We start from the raw sequence: 22959 nt of genomic DNA, 5'->3' as shown, positions 1-22959 counted from the left end.
GGACATGTCAGAAGCCGAGAGGTTGGTCGACTACCTCAAGCGCGTCACCGCCGAACTGCACGAGACGCGCGGACGGCTGCACCGGCTGGAGGAGGACACCCGCGAACCCCTCGCGATCGTCGGCCTCTCCTGCCGGCTGCCCGGCGGCGCCGACTCGCCGCGCGCGCTGTGGCGGCTGCTCGCCGACGGCCGCGACGCCATCGGCCCGGTACCGGCCGCGCGCGGCTGGGACGTCTCCTACCCGGGCGGCTTCCTGCCCGACATCGCCTCCTTCGACCCCGGCTTCTTCGGCATCTCCCCGCGCGAGGCCGCCGCCATGGACCCCCAGCAGCGGCTGCTGCTGGAGACCGCCTGGGAGGCCTTCGACCACGCCGGCATCGACCCGCGCTCGGCGGACGCCCGGCGCACCGGCGTCTTCACCGGACTCGTCGCCCAGGACTACGGCCCCCGCCTCGACGAGGCGGAGGGCGACACCGGCGGGCACGTCCTGACCGGCACCACGGCGAGTGTCGCCTCCGGCCGCATCGCCTACACCTTCGACTTCGAGGGCCCGGCCGTCACCGTCGACACCGCCTGCTCCTCCTCCCTCGTCGCCCTGCACCTCGCCGCCCAGTCCCTGCGCCGCGGCGACTGCTCCCTGGCCCTGGTCGGCGGGGTCTGCGTGCTGTCCACGCCGGGCACCTTCCTCAGCTTCCAGCGCCAGGGCGGACTCGCCGCCGACGGCCGCTGCAAGGCGTTCGGCGCGGGCGCCGACGGCACCGGCTGGGCCGAGGGCGCCGCCCTCATCCTCGTCGAACGGCTCAGCGACGCCCGCCGCAACGGACACCAGGTGCTGGCCGTCGTGCGCGGCACGGCCGTCAACCAGGACGGCGCCTCCAACGGCCTCACCGCCCCCAACGGGCCCGCCCAGGAACGCGTCCTGCGCGCCGCCCTCGCCGACGCGGGGCTCAAGCCCGCCGACATCGACACCGTCGAGGCGCACGGCACCGGGACCCGGCTCGGCGACCCCATCGAGGCCGAGGCGCTGCACGCCGTGTACGGGCCCCGGCGGGAGCGCCCGCTGTACCTCGGTTCGCTGAAGTCCAACATCGGGCACACCCAGGCCGCCGCCGGCGTCGCCGGGGTCATCAAGACCGTCCTCGCGCTGCGCGAAGGCGTCCTGCCGCGCACCCTGCACGCCGACGAGCCGACCGCCGAGGCCGACTGGACCTCCGGCGCGATCCGGCTGCTGACCGAGGCCCAGCCCTGGCCGCAGGAGCCGGACCGGCCGCGCCGCGCGGGCGTCTCCTCCTTCGGCATCAGCGGCACCAACGCGCACGTCATCGTCGAGCAGGCACCGGCGGACACCACCGTCCCCGCTGCTCCGGACGCCCCCGAGACCCCCGTCTTCAGCGCCGCGCCCCTGCTGCCGTTCCCGCTCAGCGCCCGCACCCCGGCCGCCCTGCCGGACCAGGCCCGCGCCCTGCGCCGGCACCTCGCGGAGAGCGGGTCCACTCCCGAACCCGCCGACCTCTCCTGGTCCCTCGCCACCGCCCGCGCCCGCCTCCCGCACCGCGCCGTCGCCCTCGCCCCCGACCTCGCCGCCCTCACCCCGCTGCTGGACCAGTTCGCGGACGGCACCCTGCCCGCCGGCGTCGTCCAGGGCACCGCGCCCGCCGAAGCCGCCCGCGTCGTCCTCGTCTTCCCCGGACAGGGCTCGCAGTGGGCCGGCATGGCCGTCGACCTCCTCGACTCCTCGCCCGTGTTCGCCGCCCGCATGGCCGAGTGCGAGACGGCTCTGTCGGAGTTCGTCGACTGGTCACTGACCGAAGTCCTGCGCGGACAGGGCGACTTCCTGATGCGCTCGGACGTCGTACAGCCCGTCCTGTGGGCGGTCATGGTCTCCCTCGCCGCGCTGTGGGCCGCGTGCGGGGTCACGCCCGACGCCGTCGTCGGCCACTCCCAGGGCGAGATCGCCGCGGCCGTCGTCGCCGGGGCCCTCACCCTGGAGGACGGCGCCCGGGTCGCCGCCCTGCGCTCCCGCGTCCTCACCAAGCTGTCCGGGCACGGCGGCATGGTCTCCGTCCCGCAGGGCGGCGACGCCGTCCGCGCCCTGCTGGCCCCCTGGGCGGACCGGATCGACGTCGCCGCCTTCAACGGGCCCGCCGTGACCGTCGTCGCCGGCGACGACGACGCCCTCGGTGAACTCCTCGCCGCCTGCGAGCGCGACGGCGTCCGCGCCCGCCGGGTCGCCATCGACTACGCCTCCCACACCGCGCGCGTCCAGGCCGTCGAGGACGAACTGCACACCCTCCTCGCCCCGATCGCCCCCCGCCCCGCCACGGTCCCCTTCTACTCCACCGTCACCCCGGGCCGCGCCGACGCCACCCTCCTCGACGCCCGCTACTGGTACCGCAACCTGCGCCACACCGTCCGCTTCGAGGAAGCCACCCGCGCCCTCCTCGCCGACGGACACACCCTCTTCATCGAGGCCAGCCCGCACCCGGTGCTCACCCACGCCGTCCAGGACACCCTGGACACCCACACCGGCCCCGCCGCCGTCACCGCCACCCTGCGCCGCGACACCGACGGCCCCCGCCGCTTCACCGAAGCCCTCGCCGAAGCCCACGCCCACGGCGCCCCCGTCGACTTCACCGCGCTCCTCGCCGGCACCGGCGCCCGCCGCACCGAACTGCCCGCCCCCGCCTACCGGCGCACCCGCCACTGGCTCGACCGCCCCGCCCCGGCCGCCGCCGACCCGGCCACCGCGCAACTGTGGAACGCGGTCGACGACAGCGACACCGACGCCGTCGCCCGCCGCCTCGGCCTCACCCCCGACGACCACCTCGACGCCACCGTCCGCGCCCTCGCCGCATGGCGCGCCCGCACCCGCGACCGCGCCGCCGCCGACGCCCTGCGCCACCGCGTGATCTGGAAACCCGCGACGCCCGCCGCAGGCCCGCTCAACGGCACCTGGGTACTCCTCGAACCCGAAGGAGCCGCCGCCGAGGCCGACTGGACCGCCGCCGCCCTCACCGCGCACGGCGCCACCGCCGTCCACCGCATCACCGTGTCCCAGGACGCGGACGCCGCCCTGTTCGCGCCCTGCGCCGACGCCGCCGGCACCGTCTCCCTGCTCGCCCTCGACACCCGCCCCCACCCCGTACACCCCGCGATCCCGGCCGGCGCCGCCGCCACCCTCACCGCCGTCCAGGCGCTGCGCGCCCTCGGCACCGGCGGCCCCCTGTGGACCCTCACCCGGGGCGCGGTCGCCACCGACGCCGAAGGAGCCGTCCCCGAGCAGGCGCAGGTATGGGGCCTCGGCCGGGTCGCCGGACTGGAGTGGACGAGCGGATGGGGCGGGCTCATCGACCTGCCCGCCGCCCCGGACGCCCTCGACCCCCGCACCGCCGCCGCCCTCGCCGCCGTGCTCGCCGCCCCCGGCGACGAACAGGAATGGGCGCTGCGCGCACCCGGCCCGCTGGTCCGGCGCCTCGTCCACGCCCCCCGGCCCGAAGCCGCCCCCTGGACCCCGCGCGGCACCGTCCTGGTCACCGGCGGCACCGGAGCCCTCGGCGCCCGGGTCGCCCGCAAGCTCGCGAGCGACGGCGCACAGCACCTCGTTCTCACCGGCAGGCGCGGCCCCGAGGCGCCCGGAGCGGCCGAACTCGCCGACGAGATAAGGGCCTTGGGGGCCGAGGTCACCGTCGTCGCCTGCGACGCCGGGGACCGGGACGCGCTCGCCGCCGTCATCGCCGCACACCCCCCGACCGCCGTCGTGCACACCGCCGGGACCAGCGGTTTTTGCCCGCTCGACGAGCTCACCCCCGCCGGCCTCGCCCAGGCCGCCGCGGGCAAGGCCGACGGCGCCCGCAACCTCGACGAACTGACCGCCCACCTCGACCTGGACGCGTTCGTCCTGTTCTCCTCCGGCGCCGCGGTCTGGGGCGGCGCCCACCAGGCCGCGTACGCCGCCGCCAACGCCCACCTCGACGCCCTCGCCGCCCGGCGCCGCGCCCGGGGCGCCGCCGCGACCTCCGTCGCCTGGGGCAGCTGGGCCGGCGGCGGCATGGTCGACGCCGCCATCCAGCGCGCCTTCGACCGGATCGGCCTGCGCGGCATCGACCCCGACACCGCCCTCACCGCGCTCTTCGACGCCGTCGGCGCCGGCGAGACCACCCTCACCGTCACCGCCACGGACTGGCCGGTGTTCGCCGCCAGTTACCGCGCCGCCCGCCACCGCCCCCTCCTCGACGACCTCCCCGAGGCCACCGCGCCCGAGACCGACCCGGCCCCGGCCGAAGGCCCCGCGCTCGCCGCCCGGCTGGCCCCCCTCACCGACCGCGAACGCGACCGCCACCTCCTGCGCCTGGTCCGCACCGCCGCCGCAGCGGCCCTCGGCCACCCCGACCCGGAGGCGGTCACCGCGACCGGCGCCTTCCGCGACCTCGGCCTCGACTCCGTCACCGCCGTCGACCTGCGCAACCGGCTCATGGCCGCGACCGGCCTGACCCTCCCCAGCACCCTCGTCTACGACCACCCCACCCCCGCCGCCGTCGCCGCCGAACTCCGCACCCGGCTGCACACCGCCCCGCCCGCCCCCGAGACCCCCGCCACCCACCAGGACCCGGCCGGCGCAGAGACCGACGACCCCATCGCGATCGTCGGCATGGCCTGCCGCTTCCCCGGCGGCGTCGAAAGCCCCGAGGACCTGTGGCAGTTGCTCGCCGAAGGCCGCGACGGCACCAGCGGCTTCCCCACCGACCGGGGCTGGGCCGCAGGGCTCGACGTCGCCACCGACCGGGGCGGCTTCCTGCCCGCGCTCGCCGGCTTCGACGCCGGATTCTTCGGCATCTCCCCGCGCGAGGCCCTCTCCATGGACCCCCAGCAACGCCTGCTCCTCGAAGTCTCCTGGGAGGCCCTGGAGAACGCCGGCATCGCCCCGACCGCCCTGCGCGGCTCGCGCACCGGCGTCTACGTCGGCGCGGGCAACTTCGACTACGCCACGCTCGCCCTCACCACCGAGGAAGGCAAGGACTACGCCCTCACCGGCGCCGTGGGCAGCGTCGCCTCCGGCCGGATCTCCTACACCCTCGGCCTGGAGGGCCCGGCGGTCACCTTCGACACCGCCTGCTCCTCCTCCCTGGTCGCCCTGCACAGCGCGGCCCGCGCCCTCGGCGCCGGCGAGTGCGACCTGGCGCTCGTCGGCGGCGCCGCCGTCATGGCCACCACCACCGCCTTCGAGTCCTTCACCCGCCAGGGCGGACTCGCCGCCGACGGCCGCTGCAAGTCCTTCGCCGACGCCGCCGACGGCACCGGCTGGGGCGAGGGCGTCGGCGTCCTGCTCGTGGAACGCCTCTCCGACGCCCGCCGGGGTGGCCACGAGGTCCTCGCGCTCGTCCGGGGCTCCGCGATCAACCAGGACGGCGCCTCCAACGGCCTGACCGCGCCGAGCGGCCCCGCCCAGCAGCGCGTCATCCGCGACGCCCTCGCGAACGCCGGGCTCACCGCCGGCGAGGTCGACGCCGTCGAGGCGCACGGCACCGGCACCCGCCTCGGCGACCCCATCGAGGCCCAGGCACTGCTCGCGACCTACGGCCAGGACCGCGAACACCCGCTGTACCTGGGCTCGTTGAAGTCCAACATCGGCCACACCCAGGCCACCGCGGGCGTCGCCGGGGTCATCAAGACCGTCCTCGCCCTGCGCCGAGGCGTCCTCCCCAAGACCCTGCACGTCGACGAGCCCAGCCGGCAGGTCGACTGGACCTCCGGCGCCGTCGAACTGCTCACGGAAGCCGTGGACTGGCCGGCCACCGGACGCCCGCGCCGCGCCGCCGTCTCCGCGTTCGGCGTCAGCGGCACCAACGCCCACGTCGTCCTCGAACAGGCCCCCGAACCCGCCCCGCAGCCCAAGCCCACGCGCACCCTGCCGGCCGTCCCCGTCCTGCTGTCCGCCCGCAGCGCACCCGCCCTGCGCGCCCAGGCCGCACGGCTGCGGGACACCCTCACGCAAGACTCGGCCCTGCCCGACCTCGGCCTGACCCTCGCCGTCCACCGCGCCGCCCTCGACCACCGCGCCGCACTCCTCGCCACCGACACCGACACCCTGCGCACCGCCCTCGACACCCTGGCCACCTCCACCGACGCCCCCACCACCGTCCCGGACGGCGGGCTCGCGGTGGTGTTCTCGGGGCAGGGGTCGCAACGGGTCGGTATGGGGCGGGAGTTGTATGAGGCGTATGAGGTGTTCGCCGCCGCTTTCGATGAAGTGTGTGCCGGTTTTGGCGAACTGTCCCTGAAGGAAGCTGTTTTCGAAGGCTCTGCGGAGGAGCTGGCGGAGACGGGTCTCGCGCAGCCCGCGCTGTTCGCGGTCGAGGTGGCTCTCTACCGGTTGCTGGAGTCGTGGGGGGTGACACCGGATGTGGTGTTCGGGCATTCCCTGGGCGAGTTGGTGGCCGCGCACGTCGCCGGGGTGTGGTCCCTGGCGGACGCCTGCCGGGTGGTCGCCGCTCGCGGGCGCCTGATGCAGGAACTGCCGTCCGGCGGCGCGATGTGGGCCGTGGAGGCGGAGGAGAGCGAGCTGACGGAGACCGAGGGCGTGTGGCTGGCTGCGGTCAACGGCCCTCGCGCGCTGGTGCTTTCCGGCGAAGAGATCGCCGTGAAAGAGATGGCGGACGGTTTCGCGGCGAAGGGCCGCCGGGTCAAGCAGCTCAGGGTCAGTCACGCGTTCCACTCGGGCTTGATGGAGCCGATGCTGGAGGAGTTCGGCCGGGTGCTGGCCGAGGTGGCGTACGAGGAACCGGCGATCCCGGTCGTCTCCAACGTCACGGGCGAACTCGCGGGTGCTGAACTGGCCACCTCTGCCTACTGGTTGAAGCACATCCGCGCCGCCGTGCGATTCGCCGACGGTGTCCGTACGGTCCAGGCGCAGGACATCGCCACGGTCCTCGAACTCGGCCCCGACGGCTCCCTGCTGGCGACGGTCCAGGAGACCGCGCCCGCGCTGGCGGCGGTGGCCGCGCTGCGCCGGAACCGGCCGGAGGCACAGGCTCTGCTGGGCGCGCTGGGGGAGGCGTACGTCCACGGCGTGCGCGTCGACTGGGGCGCGGTGTACGACGGCACGGGCGCCCGGCGGGTGCCGCTGCCGACGTACGCCTTCCAGCACCGCCGCTACTGGCCCGAGGGTGCCGGGGTGTCCGCCGGGGCGCTGGAGGCGGCCGGGGTCGGGGCCGCCGGGCATCCGCTGCTGCGGACCTGGATCGCGTCGGCCGGGGGCGGCGAGGTCATCGCCACCGGGCGGATCTCGCAGGCCACGCACCCCTGGATCGCCGACCACGGCGTCCTCGGCACGGCCCTGCTGCCCGGCACCGGCTTCGTCGACCTGGTCTGCTGGGCCGGTGACCGGCTCGGCTGCCCGGAGCTGGCCGAACTGACCCTGGCCACCCCGCTGGCCCTGGCCCGGGACGCGGTCGCCGACCTCCAGCTCACCGTGGCCGAGGCGGACGGGAGCGGGCGGCGCGCGGTCGCCGTGTACTCCCGCACGGTCTCCGACGACGACCAGGCGCCCTGGACCCGGCACGCCGAAGGCTTCCTCGCCCCGGCGGGGGACAGCGTCGCGGACGGGTTCGACTGGCCTGCGGGCGAGGCCGATCCGGTGTCCCTGGACGGCTTCTACGCAGGCTTGACCGACACCGGTTTCGACTACGGGCCCGTCTTCCAGGGGCTGCGCGCGGTCCTGCGGGGCGCGGACGGCACCCTGTGGGCCGAGGCCGAGCTGCCCGAGGACGAGCGGCCCGCCGCCGCCCGGTTCGCCCTGCACCCGGCGCTGCTGGACGCCGTCCTGCACGCCCTCGGCGTCGACCTGCCGCCGGGGGACGCGCCCCGGCTGCCCTTCGCCTGGACGGGGGTGCGGGTGCACGCGGCCGGCGCCGACGCCGTACGGGCCCGGATCGGCCGGGATTCCGACGGGACGGTGTCGCTGAGCGCCGTGGACGCGGCGGGCGCGCCCGTGGTGAGCGTGCGCGGGCTGGTGCTGCGGGAGACGAGCGCCGAGCGGCTGTCCGCCGCCGACCAGGAGACGCTGTACCGGGTCGGGTGGAGCGAGCTGACGGTGTCCGGGGAGCTGCCGCCGGCCGAGACGCTGGACATCGGGGACTGGTCGGGGGCCGGGGACGCGGTCGTCGTCTCGGACGCCGTCGTCGCCGACTGCCCCGACGGGGAGCTGGATTCCGTCACCGGGCGGGTCCTGGAACTGCTTCAGGGGTGGCTGGTGAACGAGCGGGCCGCCGAGGTGCCGCTGCTGTTCGTGACCCGGCGGGCGGCGGGTGTCCCGGCCGCCGGGCTGCTGACGGAGGCCGTGCCCGCCGCCCTCTCGGCGGCGCACGCGGCCGCCGCCGGCCTGGTACGGGCGGCGCAGGCCGAGCACCCCGGGCGGATCGTGCTGGTCGACACGGACGGGCAGGTCGGCGGGGAGCTGCCGGCCGCCGCGCTGCTGGCGGCCGGTGAACCCGATCTGGCGGTGCGCCAGGGGCGGTTGTACGGGCGCCGGCTGGAGCGGGTCGCGCCGGTCTCCCCGCTGGCGGAGCCGGACGGGCCGTGGCGCCTCGACTGCGTCCGGCGCGGCTCGATCGGCGACCTCGGGCTGGTGCCCGCCGCGCCGCGTGAGCTCGCCGCCGGTGAGGTGCGGATCGCGGTCCGGGCCGCCGGGGTCAACTTCCGGGACACCCTCATCGCCCTCGACATGTATCCGGGCGCCGCCGAACTCGGTATCGAGGGCGCCGGAGTGGTCGTGGAGACCGGTCCCGGCGCGACCCGCTTCAGGGCCGGTGACCGGGTGACCGGGATGCTGGACGCCGCTTTCGCCCCCGAGGCGGTCACCGACGAGCGGCTGCTGACCCCGGTGCCGGCCGGCTGGAGCCACGCGCAGGCCGCCGCCGTGCCCGTCGTCCACCTCACCGCGTTCTACGGGCTGGTGGATCTGGGGCGGTTGGCGGCCGGGCAGCGGGTGCTGATCCACGCCGGGGCGGGCGGGGTCGGCACGGCCGCCGTGCAGCTGGCCCGGCACCTGGGCGCCGAGGTGTTCGCGACCGCGTCACGCGGGAAGTGGGACGCCCTGCGCGCGGCCGGGCTCGACGACGACCACATCGCCGACTCCCGCACACTCGCCTTCCGCGACGCCTTCCTCGACACCACCGGCGGCGCCGGCATGGACGTCGTCCTCAACTGCCTCGCCGGTGAGTTCACCGACGCCACCCTCCAACTCCTGCCGCGCGGTGGGCGGTTCGTGGAGATCGGGAAGACCGATCTGCGGGACCCGGCGCAGGTGGCCGCCGCGCACGCGGGGGTCGTGTACCGGCACTTCGACCTCGGGGACGCCGGGCCCGACCGCATCCGGGAGATCTTCGCCGCACTGCACCCCCTGTTCACGGCCGGTGAGCTGACCCCGCCGCCGGTCACCGCCTGGGACGTCCGCCGGGCCCCGGACGCCTTCCGGGCCGTCGCCCAGGCCCGCCTGGTCGGCAAGGCCGTCCTGACCCTGCCCGCCCCCACCGACACCGTCCTGGTCACCGGCGGCACCGGCACCCTCGGCGCCCACATCGCCCGCCACCTCGTCCGGGAACACGGCGTACGACGGCTCGTGCTCACCTCCCGCTCCGGCGCCGCCGCCCAAGGCGCCCCGGAACTGCTCGCCGAACTGGCCGAGGCAGGCGCCGAGGCGCGGATCGCCGCCTGCGACACGGGCGACCGGGACGCCGTGGCCGGCCTGCTCGCCGGCATCGACGGGCTGAGCGGGATCGTGCACTGCGCGGGCGTCACCGACGACGGCGTCCTGACCGCGCTCACCCCCGAGCGGACCGCCGCCGTCCTGCACGCCAAGGCGTACGGCGCCCGCCACCTGCACGACCTGACCGCCGACGCGGACCTGGCGTTCTTCGCCCTGTTCTCCTCCGCGTCCGCGACCTTCGGCGCCGCCGGACAGGCCAACTACTGCGCCGCCAACGCGGCACTGGACGCCCTCGCCGCCGAACGCGCGGGCGAGGGCAGGCCCGCCGTGGCGATCGCGTGGGGGCTGTGGGAGGAGGCCAGCGGGATGACGGCGGCGCTCGGCGAACGGGACCTGGAGCGGCTGCGCCGCACCGGCACCCGGCCGCTGACCACCGCGCAGGGCCTCGCCCTGTTCGACGCCGCCCTCGCCGGCCGCGAACCGGCGGTCACCGCCGCGCCGTTCGACCTGCCCGCGCTGCGCGCCCGCCACCGCGAGCAGCCCGCGCCCGCCCTGCTCACCGGACTCCTCGGCCAGCCCCAGCGCCGGGCCGCGAGCCGGGCGGTCGCCGACACCGGGGACCTCAAGGAGACCCTGGCCGCGCTGCCCGAGGAGGAGCGCCCCGCGCGGATGCTGGCGCTCGTCGTCGAACGCACCGCCCAGGTCCTCGGCCACGCCCACGCCACAGCCGTCGACCCCGAACAGGCCTTCAAGGACCAGGGGTTCGACTCGCTGACCGCCGTCGAACTGCGCAACCGGCTCACGGCGGCCACCGGCCTCACCGTCCCCGCCACCCTGGTCTTCGACCACCCCTCCCCGGCCGCGCTCGCCGAACACCTGCTGCGGCTGCTGCTGCCCGCCGGGGCGGACCCGGCCGAGCGGCTGCGGCGCGACCTCGACCGGCTGGAGACGGCCGCCGAGGCGCTCGCCCCCGGCGACCCGGCCCACGCCGAGACCGCCGAACGGCTGCGCCGCATCCTCACCCGGCTCACCACGGCCGCCCCGGACGACGGCCCGCGCACCGAGCTCGGCGACGCCAGTGCCGACGAACTCCTCGCCTTCATCGACAGCGAGTTCGGCGACCTCACCTGACCGGCCCCCCTCTGCCCCTGTACGTACCGAAGCGGCTCATCGGAGAACCCGTGGCGAACGACGACAAGGTTGTTGACTACCTCAAGCGGGTGACCGCCGACCTCCAGCGCACCCGCAGCCGGCTCAGTGAGCTGGAGGCCGACCGCCGGGAGCCGGTGGCCATCGTCGCGATGGCCTGCCGCTTCCCCGGCGCGGCCGACACCCCCGAGGCCCTGTGGGACCTCGTGCGGGACGGCCGCGACGCCATCGGCCCGTTCCCCGGGGACCGCGGCTGGCAGACCAGGGCGCTCGCCGCCGCCGGAGTCCGCCTCGAAGGCGGATTCCTGTACGACGCGGGCGAGTTCGACGCCGCCTTCTTCGGTATCTCCCCGCGCGAGGCGCTCGCCATGGACCCCCAGCAGCGGCTGCTGCTGGAGACCTCCTGGGAAGCGGTCCAGCGCGCAGGACTCGACCCCGCCGCCCTCAAGGGCACCGACGGCGGCGTGTTCATCGGCATGACCGACCAGAAGTACGGACCGCACGGCGAGGCCGCCCTCGGTGAGGTCCGCGGCCATGTCCTCACCGGCACCACCAGCAGCGTCGCTTCCGGCCGGCTCTCCTACCACTACGGCCTCGAAGGCCCCGCCTTCACCGTCGACACCGCCTGCTCGTCCTCCCTGGTCGCCCTGCACCTCGCCGTCCGCGCCCTGCGCGCCCGCGAGTGCTCCCTCGCGCTCGCCGGCGGCGCCACCGTCATGGCCGCGCCGGGCCTGTACGAGGAGTTCCTGCTCCAGGGCGGGCTCGCGGGCGACGGCCGCTGCAAGTCGTTCGCCGACACCGCCGACGGCACCGGCTGGGGCGAGGGCGCCGGCGTGCTCGTCCTGTGCCGGCTCTCCGACGCCGTGCGCGAGGGCCGGCCCGTCCTCGCCGTGATCCGGGGCTCCGCCGTCAACCAGGACGGCGCCTCCAACGGGCTCACCGCGCCCAACGGGCCCTCCCAGGAACGCGTCATCCGCGCCGCCCTCGGCGACGCGGGCCTCAGCCCCGGCCAGGTCGACGCCGTCGAGGCGCACGGCACGGGGACGCGGCTCGGCGACCCCGTCGAGGCACAGGCACTGCTCGCGACCTACGGGCAGGACCGTGAACTCCCGCTGTACCTGGGCTCGTTGAAGTCCAACATCGGGCACACCCAGGCCGCGTCGGGGCTCGGCGGCGTCATCAAGACCGTCATGGCGCTGCGGGCCGGGATCCTGCCCAGGACACTGCACCTCCAGACGCCGAGCACCGAAGTCGACTGGACGTCCGGTGCGGTCGAACTCCTCACCGAGGAGCGGGAGTGGCCCGAGACGGGACGCCCGCGCCGGGCCGGGGTGTCGTCCTTCGGGATCAGCGGGACGAACGCGCACGTGATCCTGGAGCAGGCGCCGGACACCGAGCCCGCCGAGCCGCCGCAGGACGACCCCGCCCGCCCGGTCACCCTCCTCCTGTCCGCCCGCACCCCCGAAGCCCTCCGCGACAGCGCCGCCCGGCTGCGCGAGCACGCCGCCCGCCCCGGCGCCCCCGCCGCCCCCGCGCTGGCCCGCGCCCTCGCCCCGGCCGCCGCCCGCCTCCCGCACCGCGCCGCCGTCACCGGCACCACCCCCGGGGAACTCCACGCCGGCCTCGACGCCCTCGCCGAGGGCCGCCCGCACGCCCACGCCGTACGCGGCACCGCAGGACCCGGCGGCAAGCTCGCCTTCCTCTTCACCGGCCAGGGCGCCCAGCGCGCGGGAATGGGACGGCAGCTGTACGCCGCCCACCCCGTCTTCGCCGAGGCCTTCGACGCCGTACGGACCCGGCTCGACCCGCTGCTGGAGCGCCCGCTGGAAGAGGCGCTGGACTCCGAAGAGCTGCTCGGCCGCACCGGGTACACGCAGACCGCCCTGTTCGCCGTCGAGGTCGCTCTCTTCCGGCTGCTCGAACACTGGGGCATCGCACCTGACCTGCTGCTCGGCCACTCCGTGGGCGAACTGGCCGCCGCGCACGCCGCCGGGGTGTTCTCCCTCGACGACGCCTGCGCCCTGGTCGCCGCCCGCGCCACGCTGATGCAGGAGCTGCCCGAGGGCGGCGCGATGCTCGCCGTGGAGATTCCCGAGGACGAGGTGGCGCAGCTGCTCGAAGCGGCCGGCACTACGGCGGCGCTGGCTGTCGCCGCCGTCAACGGGCCGCGCGCGACCGTCCTCTCCGGACCCGCGACCGCCGTCGACGCGACCGCCGCCCTGTGCGTCGAGCGCGGGCTGCGCGTGCGCCGCCTCAAGGTCAGCCACGCCTTCCACTCCCCGCTGATGGAACCGATGCTGGCGCGGTTCCGGCAGATCGCGCAGGGCGTCACCTACACGGCCCCGGCGATCCCCGTCGTCTCCAACCTGACCGGCGAGATCGCGGGCGGGGAACTGCTCACCGCCGACTACTGGGTGCGGCACGTCCGGGAGGCCGTCCGCTTCCACGACGGTGTGCGCACGCTGGCCGCCGAAGGCGTCACCGCCTGCCTGGAGGTCGGCCCCGGCGGCGCGCTCAGCGTCCTGGCCCGGGACTGCGTCCCCGAGGGCGGCCCGGTCTGCGTCCCCGCGCTGCCCCGCGACCACCCCGAGCCCGTCGCCCTGCTCACCGCGCTCGCGACCCTGCACATCCAGGGCACCCCCATCGACTGGACGGCCGTCCTCGGCGCCGCCGCCGACCCGCACCTGGCGGCCTCCCTCCCGACCTACCCCTTCCAGCGCGAGCGCTACTGGCTGCCCGCGACCCCGGGTTCCGCGAACCTCCTGCCCGCCGCCCCGCTGCTCGCCGCGCCCCGCCGGGCCGCCGCGCCGGTGTCCGCCGACGTCCTCGACCTGGTGCGCGGCGCCGCGGCGGCCGTCCTCGGACACGCGAGCGCCGACGCCGTACCGGCCGACCGCTCCTTCAGCGAACTGGGCTTCGACTCCCTGTCCGCCGTCCGCTTCCGCGACCTCCTCGCCCAGGAGACCGGCCGCACGCTGCCCGCGACCCTGGTCTTCGACCACCCGACGCCGCAGGCCGTCGTCGCCTTCCTCGCCGGAGAAACGGACGGCCTGCCCGCCGTCACCCGCGCCACCCTCCTCGACGAACCCCTCGCGGTGGTCGGCATGGCCTGCCGCTACCCCGGCGGCGTCACCGGACCCGAGTCGCTGTGGCGGCTGCTCACCGAGGGCACCGACGGCATCACCCCCTTCCCGCGCGACCGAGGCTGGGACACCGCCACCCTGCGCCGCATCGACGCGGGCGCGCCCACGGCCGGCGGATTCCTGCACGCCGCCGCCGACTTCGACGCCGCCTTCTTCGGCATCTCCCCGCGCGAAGCCCTCGCCATGGACCCCCAGCAGCGCCAACTCCTGGAGACCTCCTGGGAGGCCCTGGAGAGCGCCGGCCTCGACCCGGCCGCACTGCGCGGCTCCCGCACCGGAGTCTTCACCGGCACCGCCGGCTCCGACTACGCCGGGGTGCTGGCCGCGTCCCCCGAGACCGAGGGGCACGTGATGACCGGCACGGCCGGGAGCGTCGTCTCCGGCCGCGTCTCCTACCTCCTCGGCCTGGAGGGACCGGCCGTCTCCGTCGACACCGCCTGCTCCTCCTCCCTCGTCGCCCTGCACCTCGCCGGGCAGGCGCTGCGCTCCGGGGAGTGCGACCTCGCGCTCGCGGGCGGCGTCACCGTCATGAACACCCTGGGCGGCTTCCTGGAGTTCGCCCGCCAGGGCGGCCTCGCCGCCGACGGCCGCTGCAAGGCGTTCTCCGACGACGCCGACGGCACCGGCTGGTCGGAAGGCGTCGGCGTGCTCGTCCTGGAACGGCTCTCCGACGCGCGCCGGGCCGGCCACCAGGTCCTCGCCGTCGTCAAGGGCTCCGCGATCAACCAGGACGGCGCCTCCAACGGCCTGACCGCGCCCAGCGGTCCGGCCCAGCAGCGCGTCATCGCCCAGGCCCTCGCCAACGCCGGGCTCGCCCCCGACGAGGTCGACGCCGTCGAGGCGCACGGCACCGGCACGAGGCTCGGCGACCCCATCGAGGCGCAGGCGGTCCTTGCCACCTACGGACAGGACCGCCAACACCCCCTGTATCTCGGCTCGTTGAAGTCCAACATCGGGCACTCCATGGCGGCGGCCGGCGTCGGCGGCGTGATCAAGACGGTCCTCGCCCTGCGCGCGGGCGTCCTGCCCCGCACCCTCCACGCCGACCGGCCGACCACCCAGGTCGACTGGACCTCCGGCGCGGTCGAACTCCTTACTGAGCAGCGGGAGTGGCCCGACACGGGGCGCCCGCGCCGGGCCGGGGTCTCCTCGTTCGGGATGAGCGGCACCAACGCCCACGTCGTCCTCGAACAGGCCCCCGAGACCGCGCCCGCCGAGACCCCGGACGAGGCGGCGGCGCCGCGTCCCTGGCTGCTGTCGGCGCGCACCCCCGAGGCCCTGCGCGCCCAGGCCGCCCGCCTCGCCGCGCGCCTGGACGGCACCACCGACTCCGCCACGGCCGTCGGCCGGGCCCTGCTGTCCGGCCGCACCCTCTTCGAGCACCGGGCCGTCGCCGTCGGCCAGGACCGGGACGAACTCCTCGACGCCGTCAGGGCGCTGGCGGACGGAACCGCCACCGCGCCCGCCGTGACCACCGGATCGGCCAGGCCTGCCGGACGCGGACCGGTGTTCGTGTTCCCGGGCCAGGGGTCGCAGTGGGCGGGGATGGCGGTCGAACTCCTCGATTCCTCGCCGGTGTTCGCCGCCCGGATGGCTGAGTGTGAGACGGCGCTGTCGGAGTTCACGGACTGGTCGCTGACCGAAGTCCTGCGCGGACAAGGCGAGTTGGAGCGGGTGGACGTCGTCCAGCCCGTGCTGTGGGCGGTGATGGTCTCCCTCGCCGAGGTCTGGCGTTCGTACGGGGTCGAACCCGCCGCTGTGGTGGGCCACTCCCAGGGTGAGATCGCGGCGGCCGTCGTCGCGGGGGCGCTGTCCCTGGCGGACGGCGCGCGGGTGGTCGCGCTGCGCTCGCAGGCCATCCTCGCGCTGTCCGGACGGGGGGCCATGGTCTCCGTCCAGCTGTCCGCCGACGCGGTGCGCTCGCTCAAGGCCGTCGCCGAGGGGCGGGTCGACGTGGCCGCCGTCAACGGCCCCGCCTCGGTGGTCGTCGCGGGCGCCCCCGCCGACACGGAAGAGGTCCTCGCCGAGGTCACCGCGAGCGGCGGCCGGGCCCGCCGGATCGACGTCGACTACGCGTCGCACTCGGCACAGGTCGAGGAGATCCGGCACACGGTCGTCTCCGCGCTGGAGGGGATCACGCCCACGACGGCCGCCGTCCCCTTCCACTCCACGGTCGAGGCCGGGCCGTTCGACACGGCGGGGCTCGACGCCGGGTACTGGTACCGCAACCTGCGCTCGACCGTCCGCCTCGAACCCACCGTGCGCGGCCTCGTCGAGGCCGGACACCACGTCTTCGTCGAGATCAGCCCGCACCCCGTGCTGACCTCCCCGCTCACCGAGACCGCCGAGCGCGCCGAGGCCGAACCGCTGGTCACCGGCACCCTGCGGCGCGACGAGGGCGGCCCCGCCCGGATGCTGGCCTCGCTCGCCGAACTCCACGCCGGCGGCGTCCCCGTCGACTGGACGCCCGCCTACCCGCCGGGGCCCGCCACCCCGGTCACCCTGCCGACGTACGCCTTCCAGCACACCCGGATCTGGCCGCAGACGCTGCCCTCGGCGGGCGGCGCGGACCCGGCGCACGACGACTTCTGGCGAGCCGTCGAGGCACGGGACGCCGGCGCGCTGGCCGCCGTGCTCGACCTGCCCGACGGCGACGCGCTGACGGCCGTCCTGCCCGCGCTGTCGAACTGGCGGCGCGAACGGCGGGAACGGGACACCGTCGACGCCTGGCGGTACGCCGTCGACTGGCGGCCCCTCGACACCCCGGCCGCGCCCGCGACCCTGCCGGGCACCTGGCTGATCGCCGTCCCGGAGACCACCGCGCTCGGCGACGTCGCACAGACCCTGCGGCAGCGCGCCGAACACGCCGTCGTCCTGACCGTCTCGCCCCACGACACCCCCGACACCCTCGCCGGCCGGATCCGCGAGGCCGCCCCGGCCGCCGTGGTCGCGCTGACCGGCGCCGACACCACCCCGCACCCGGCGAGCGCCGACGTGCCGACCGGCCTCGCGACCACGCTCACCCTCTTCCAGGCGCTCGTGAAGGCCGGGACCGACGCCCCCCTGTGGTGCCTGACCCAGGGCGCGCAGGGCACCGCCGACGACGCCGGGCCCGCCGATCCGGCGCAGACCGCCGTGTGGGCGCTGGGCCGCTGCGCCGCCCTCGAACTCCCCCGGCTCTGGGGCGGGTTGATCGACCTGCCGGCCGCGATCGACGCGGCCACCGCCGACCAGCTCGTCACCGTCCTGGCCGCACCCGCCGGGCTCGCCGGGGAGGACCAGGTCGCCCTGCGCCCCGCCGGCGTCCTCGCCCGCCGCCTCGTGCGCACCGGACCGCCCGCGCACGGCAACCCCGGCTGGCGCGCGCACGGCACCGTCCTGGTGACCGGCGGCACCGGCGCCCTCGGCACGCACATCGCGCGCTGGCTCGCCGGTGACGGCGCCGAACACCTGATCCTGCTCAGCCGGCGCGGCCCCGAGGCCCCGGGCGCCGCCGAACTCGCCGCCGAGATACGGGAGTCGGGCGTCCGCGTGACCCTCGTCGGCTGCGACACCGGCGACCGGGCCGCCGTCGCCGAGACGCTGGACGCCCTCCAGCGCGACGGCGACCTGATCCGGGCCGTCGTCCACGCGGCCGGCGTCGGCGTCGGCGGGCCCGTCGCGGACGCGCCCTTCGCGGACCTCGCGGCCGTGCTGGCGGCGAAGGTCACCGGCATCGACAACGTCGAGGCCGCCCTGGACCCGGCCCAGCTGGACGCCGTCGTCTACTTCTCCTCGGTCACCGCCGTCTGGGGCGCCGCCGACCACGGCGTGTACGCGGCCGGCAACGCCGTCCTCGACGCCCGCGCCGAACGGCGCAGCGCCGACGGCATCCCCACGCTCTCGGTGGCCTGGGGCCCCTGGGCGGGCGGCGGCATGGTCTCCGAGACGATCTACGACCAGCTGCGGCTCACCGGACTGCCCGTCATCGAACCGGAGACGGCCGTCGCCGGACTGCGCACGGTCCTCGCCGACGGCGACGTCTCCGTGCTCCTCGCCGACGTGGACTGGCCGCGCTTCGCCGAGGTCTTCACGACCGGCCGGCCCAGCCACCTCCTCGACGAACTCCCCGAGGCCCGCCCGCAGCAGGACGAGCCGTCGGCCGGGTCCGCCGCCCCCGCCTCCGAACTGGCCCGCACCCTCGCCGGACTCGACCAGGGCGCCCGCACCCGCGCCCTGCGCGACCTCGTCCGCGAACACGCCGCCGGCGTCCTCGGCCACCCGGGCGCCGACGCCGTCGACCCCAAGCGGGCCTTCCGCGACCTGGGCTTCGACTCGCTGACCGCCATCGACCTGCGCAACCGGCTCGCGACCGCGACCGGCGTCCGGCTGCCCGCCACGCTCATCTTCGACCAGCCCACCGCGACCGCGCTGGCCGGCTACCTCGGCGAGAAGCTGTTCGGCGCCCAGGACCGCCCGGCGCCCGTCGTGGTGCGCGCCGCCGACCGGGACGAGCCGATCGCCGTCGTCGCCATGGGCTGCCGCTTCCCCGGCGGCATCGGCTCCCCCGAGGAGCTGTGGCGGGCGGTCACCGAGGGCGCCGACCTCGTCAGCGCCTTCCCCGCCGACCGGGGCTGGCCCCTGCACCGGCTGCACGACCCGGAGGAGACCACCACCGACTCCAGCTACGTCGACCAGGGCGGCTTCCTGCACGACGCGGCCCTCTTCGACGCCGGATTCTTCGGGATCTCCCCGCGCGAGGCCCTCTCCATGGACCCCCAGCAGCGGCTGCTGCTGGAGACGTCCTGGGAGGCGCTGGAGCGGGCCGGGATCGCCCCGTCGACCCTGCGCGGCTCGCGCACCGGGGTCTACGTCGGCATCAGCGAACAAGGCCACACCGCGCGGCTGCTGGACGCCGTCGGCGACGTCCAGGGCTACTTCGCGACCGGCGCCGCCGCCAGCGTCGCCTCCGGCCGCATCTCCTACACCCTCGGCCTGGAGGGACCGGCCGTCACCGTCGACACCGCCTGCTCCTCCTCCCTCGTCGCCCTGCACCTCGCCGCGCAGGCCCTGCGCGCCGGGGAGTGCGACCTCGCCCTCGCGGGCGGCGCGGCCGTCATGTCCGAACCCGCCTCCTTCGTCGGCTTCAGCCGCCAGCAGGCGCTCGCCCGCGACGGCCGCAGCAAGGCCTTCGCGGCGGCGGCGGACGGATTCGCGCTCGCCGAGGGCGCGGGCGTCCTCGTCGTCGAACGCCTCTCGGACGCGCGCCGCAACGGACACCCCGTGCTGGCGGTCGTACGCGGCTCTGCCGTCAACCAGGACGGCGCCTCCAACGGACTCACCGCCCCCAACGGCCCTTCCCAGCAGCGCGTGATCCGCGACGCGCTGGCCGCCGCCGGGCTCGCCCCCGACGAGGTCGACGCCGTCGAGGCACACGGCACCGGCACCCGGTTGGGTGACCCCATCGAGGCCCAGGCCCTCCTGGAGACCTACGGCCAGAACCGTGAACGGCCGCTGCTGCTCGGCTCGTTGAAGTCCAACATCGGCCACACCCAGGCAGCGGCCGGCGTCGGCGGCGTCATCAAGACCGTCCTCGCCCTGCGCGAAGGCCTGCTGCCGAAGACCCTGCACGTCGACGCGCCCACCCCCGAGGTCGACTGGGCCTCCGGGTCCGTCGAACTCCTCACGGAAGCCGTGGACTGGCCGGTCACCGGCCGGCCGCGCCGCGCGGGCGTCTCCTCCTTCGGTATCAGCGGCACCAACGCCCACGTCATCCTCGAACAGGCCGACGAAGAGCTGGCCCCGGCCCCGGCCGCCACCGCCGCAGGCACCGCGCCGGTCGTCCTCTCCGCCTGGGACGCCACCGCCCTGCGCGCCCAGGCCGCCCGGCACGCCGAGCATCTCGCCCGGCACGACGGGCCGGCCCCGGCGGACCTCGCCCTCTCCCTGGCCACCACCCGGGCCGTCCTGCCGGCCGCCACCGTCCTCGCCGCCACCGACCGCGACGACCTCCACCGCGCCCTCACCGCCCTCGCCACCGACGGCCCGACCGTCACCGACGTCCCGGCGGACGGCGGGCTCGCGGTGGTGTTCTCGGGGCAGGGGTCGCAACGGGTCGGTATGGGGCGGGAGTTGTACGAGGCGTATGAGGTGTTCGCCGCCGCTTTCGACGAGGTGTGTGCCGGTTTTGGCGAACTGTCGTTGAAGGAGGCTGTGTTCGAGGGTTCGGCGGAGGAGCTGGCGGAGACGGGGCTTGCGCAGCCGGCGTTGTTCGCGGTGGAAGTCGCGCTGTACCGGCTGCTGGAGTCGTGGGGGGTGCGTCCGGATGTGGTGTTCGGGCATTCCCTGGGCGAGTTGGTGGCCGCGCACGTCGCCGGAGTGTGGTCGCTGGAGGATGCCTGCCGGGTGGTCGCCGCTCGTGGTCGCCTGATGCAGGAGCTGCCGTCCGGTGGGGTCATGTGGGCGGTGGAAGCGGAAGAAGGGGAGCTGACCGAAGTTCCTGGTGTGTGGCTGGCGGCTGTCAACGGCCCCCGGGCGCTGGTGCTTTCCGGCGAGGAGACGGCCGTGAAGGAGGTGGCCGACGGTTTCGCTGCCCAGGGCCGCCGGGTCAAGCAGCTGAAGGTCAGTCACGCGTTCCACTCGGGCCTGATGGAGCCGATGCTGGAGGAGTTCGGCCGGGTGCTGGCCGAAGTGTCGTACGGGGAGCCGGTTATCCCGGTCGTCTCCAATGTCACGGGCGACCTCGCGGGCGCTGAACTCACCACCCCCGCCTACTGGTTGAAGCACATCCGGGCTGCCGTCCGGTTCGCCGACGGTGTCCGTACGGTCCAGGCCCAGGACATCGCCACGGTCCTCGAACTCGGCCCCGACGGCTCCTTGGTCTCTCTCGTCGCGGACACCGCTCCCGGTGTGCTCGCGCTGGGCGCGCTGCGGACCGGGCGGGAGGAGACGCGGAGTCTGGCGGTCGCGCTCGGACGGCTGCACGTGCGCGGGGTCGCCGTCGACTGGCCGGCGCTCCTGCCGGGGGCGCGCCGCACCGAACTGCCCACCTACGCCTTCCAGCACGCCCCGTACTGGCTGGAGACGACCCGCCACGCGCAGGCTCCCGACGCGGCCGAGCTGTACGCCCCCGAGTGGCGCCCGGTCGAGGCGCCGCCCGCGTCCGCCGCGCGCTGCGCGGTCGTCGGCCGGCCCGAGGGAAGGGCCGGAGTGCTCGCCGCCGCGCTCGGCGCCGAGGCGTACGCCGGTCCCGAACTGGTCGCGGACGGCGCCGAGTTCATCGTCCTCGCCCTGGAGGCCGAGCCCGGCGCGGGCGGTCCGCAGGAGGTACGGCGGGCCGCGTACGACGCGCTCGGGCTGCTGCAAGGGGTCCTCGGGGACGAGCGGCTCTCGGCGCTGCCGGTGATCGCGGTGACCGGCGGGGCCACCACCGGAGGGCCCGCCGGGGCCGCCGCCTGGGGGCTCGCGCTGTCCGCGCAGACCGAGCACGCCGACCGGCTGCTGCTGATCGACCTGGACGACGACGCCGTGGACGCGCCGCACCTGGCGTCCGCGATCGCGACCGCCCACCTGGAGGGGGAGTCCCAACTCGCTGTCCGGCAGGGCGAGGTGCACGTGCTGCGGCTCGCCGTGGCCGAACCCGGGCCGGCCGGCGACCGCGAGGCGTGCGCCGGGGGGACCGTGCTGATCACCGGGGCGACCGGGGAACTCGGCGCGCTCGTCGCCCGGCATCTCGCGGCCGGGCACGGCGTACGGGACCTGCTGCTGGTCAGCCGCAGCGGGGCCGCCGCCGAAGGGGCCGGGGAGCTGGCCGCCGATCTCGAACGGGCGGGCGCGCGGCCGGTGTTCGCGGCCTGCGACGTCGGTGACCGCGACGCGCTCGCCGAGCTGATCGCGGGTGTACCCGCCGACCGGCCGCTCACCGGGGTGGTGCACACCGCCGGGGTCACCGACGACGGTGTCCTCACCTCGCTGACGCCGGAGCGGATCGACACGGTCCTGCGGGCCAAGGCGGACGCGGCGCATCATCTGCACGAGCTGACGAAGGACCTGGGGCTGGCGCGGTTCGTGCTGTTCTCCTCGGCCGTCGGCACCCTCGGCGGCGCGGGGCAGGCCAACTACGCGGCGGCCAACGCCGCGCTGGACGCCCTCGCCCGCACCCGCCGGGCCGAAGGGCTGCCCGGTACCTCGCTGGCCTGGGGCCTGTGGGGGACGGGCGGCGGCATGGGCGCCCGGATCGGGGAGCTGGACCGCAGGCGGATGGCCAAGGCGGGCGTGCTGCCGCTGGACGCGGCACAGGGCATCGGCCTCTTCGACCGGGCGTGGGCGGCCCCCGACGCCGTCCTGCTGCCGATGCGGACCGACCGCACCGCGCTGCGGGCCCGCGCCGAGGCCGGCACCCTGCCCGCCGCGCTGCGCGACCTCGTCCCGGCGCCCGCCGCCGGCACGGCGCGCACGGTTCCCGGCGCGGCCCCGGAGACGGGTCTCGCCGCGCTCGCGCCCGCCGAGCGCTCGCGCGCCCTGCTGGACCTGGTGCGCTCCCGCGCCGCCGCCGTCCTCGACCACGCGTCGGCCGACGGCGTCGACGCCCACCGCGCCTTCCGCGAGGTCGGCTTCGACTCGCTGACGGCGGTCGAGCTGCGCAACAGCCTCGCCGCGGCGACCGGTCTCGCCCTGCCCGCCGCGCTGGTCTTCGACTACCCGACGCCCACCGAGCTGGCCGCCGAACTCGACCGCCGCCTGGGCACGGGACCCGAGGCCGCGCGCCCCGAACTGCCCGTCCTGATCGGCCAGTTGGAGGCGGCGTTCGCGCAGCTCGCGGCGGCCGACCCGGAACGGCCCCGGTACGCGGCCCGGCTGCGCGCCCTGGCCGGGGCGGGGGCCACCGAGCAGACGCCGGCCCAGGCCGACGTCGACACCCAGCTCGCCGACGCGTCGGACGACGAGCTGCTGGACTTCATCCGCATGGAACTCGGCAAGGAGTGA

Annotated in this window: 2 protein-coding genes; both read left to right on the top strand. The window is 76.2% G+C overall.

The window, feature by feature from the left end:
• The first annotated feature begins 4 nt into the window (after positions 1-4).
• Positions 5-10834, top strand: a complete 10830-nt coding sequence (locus ACYUD3_RS12320; RefSeq protein ID WP_470967997.1) for a type I polyketide synthase — start codon at positions 5-7, stop codon at positions 10832-10834.
• 50 nt (positions 10835-10884) lie between these two features.
• A complete protein-coding gene (locus ACYUD3_RS12315; protein ID WP_470967994.1) occupies positions 10885-22959 on the top strand; it encodes a type I polyketide synthase in 12075 nt (4024 codons plus the stop codon).

This window comes from Streptomyces sp. AMJ-169, from assembly GCF_055597585.1.
The sequence above is the reverse complement of the archived record's forward strand: the minus strand, read 5'-3'. Positions and strand labels throughout refer to the sequence as shown.

Bases quoted from the DNA above. Each gene is read 5' to 3' on its own strand.
- ACYUD3_RS12320 (WP_470967997.1), top strand. From the start codon at position 5: ATGTCAGAAGCCGAGAGGTTGGTCGACTACCTCAAGCGCGTCACCGCC.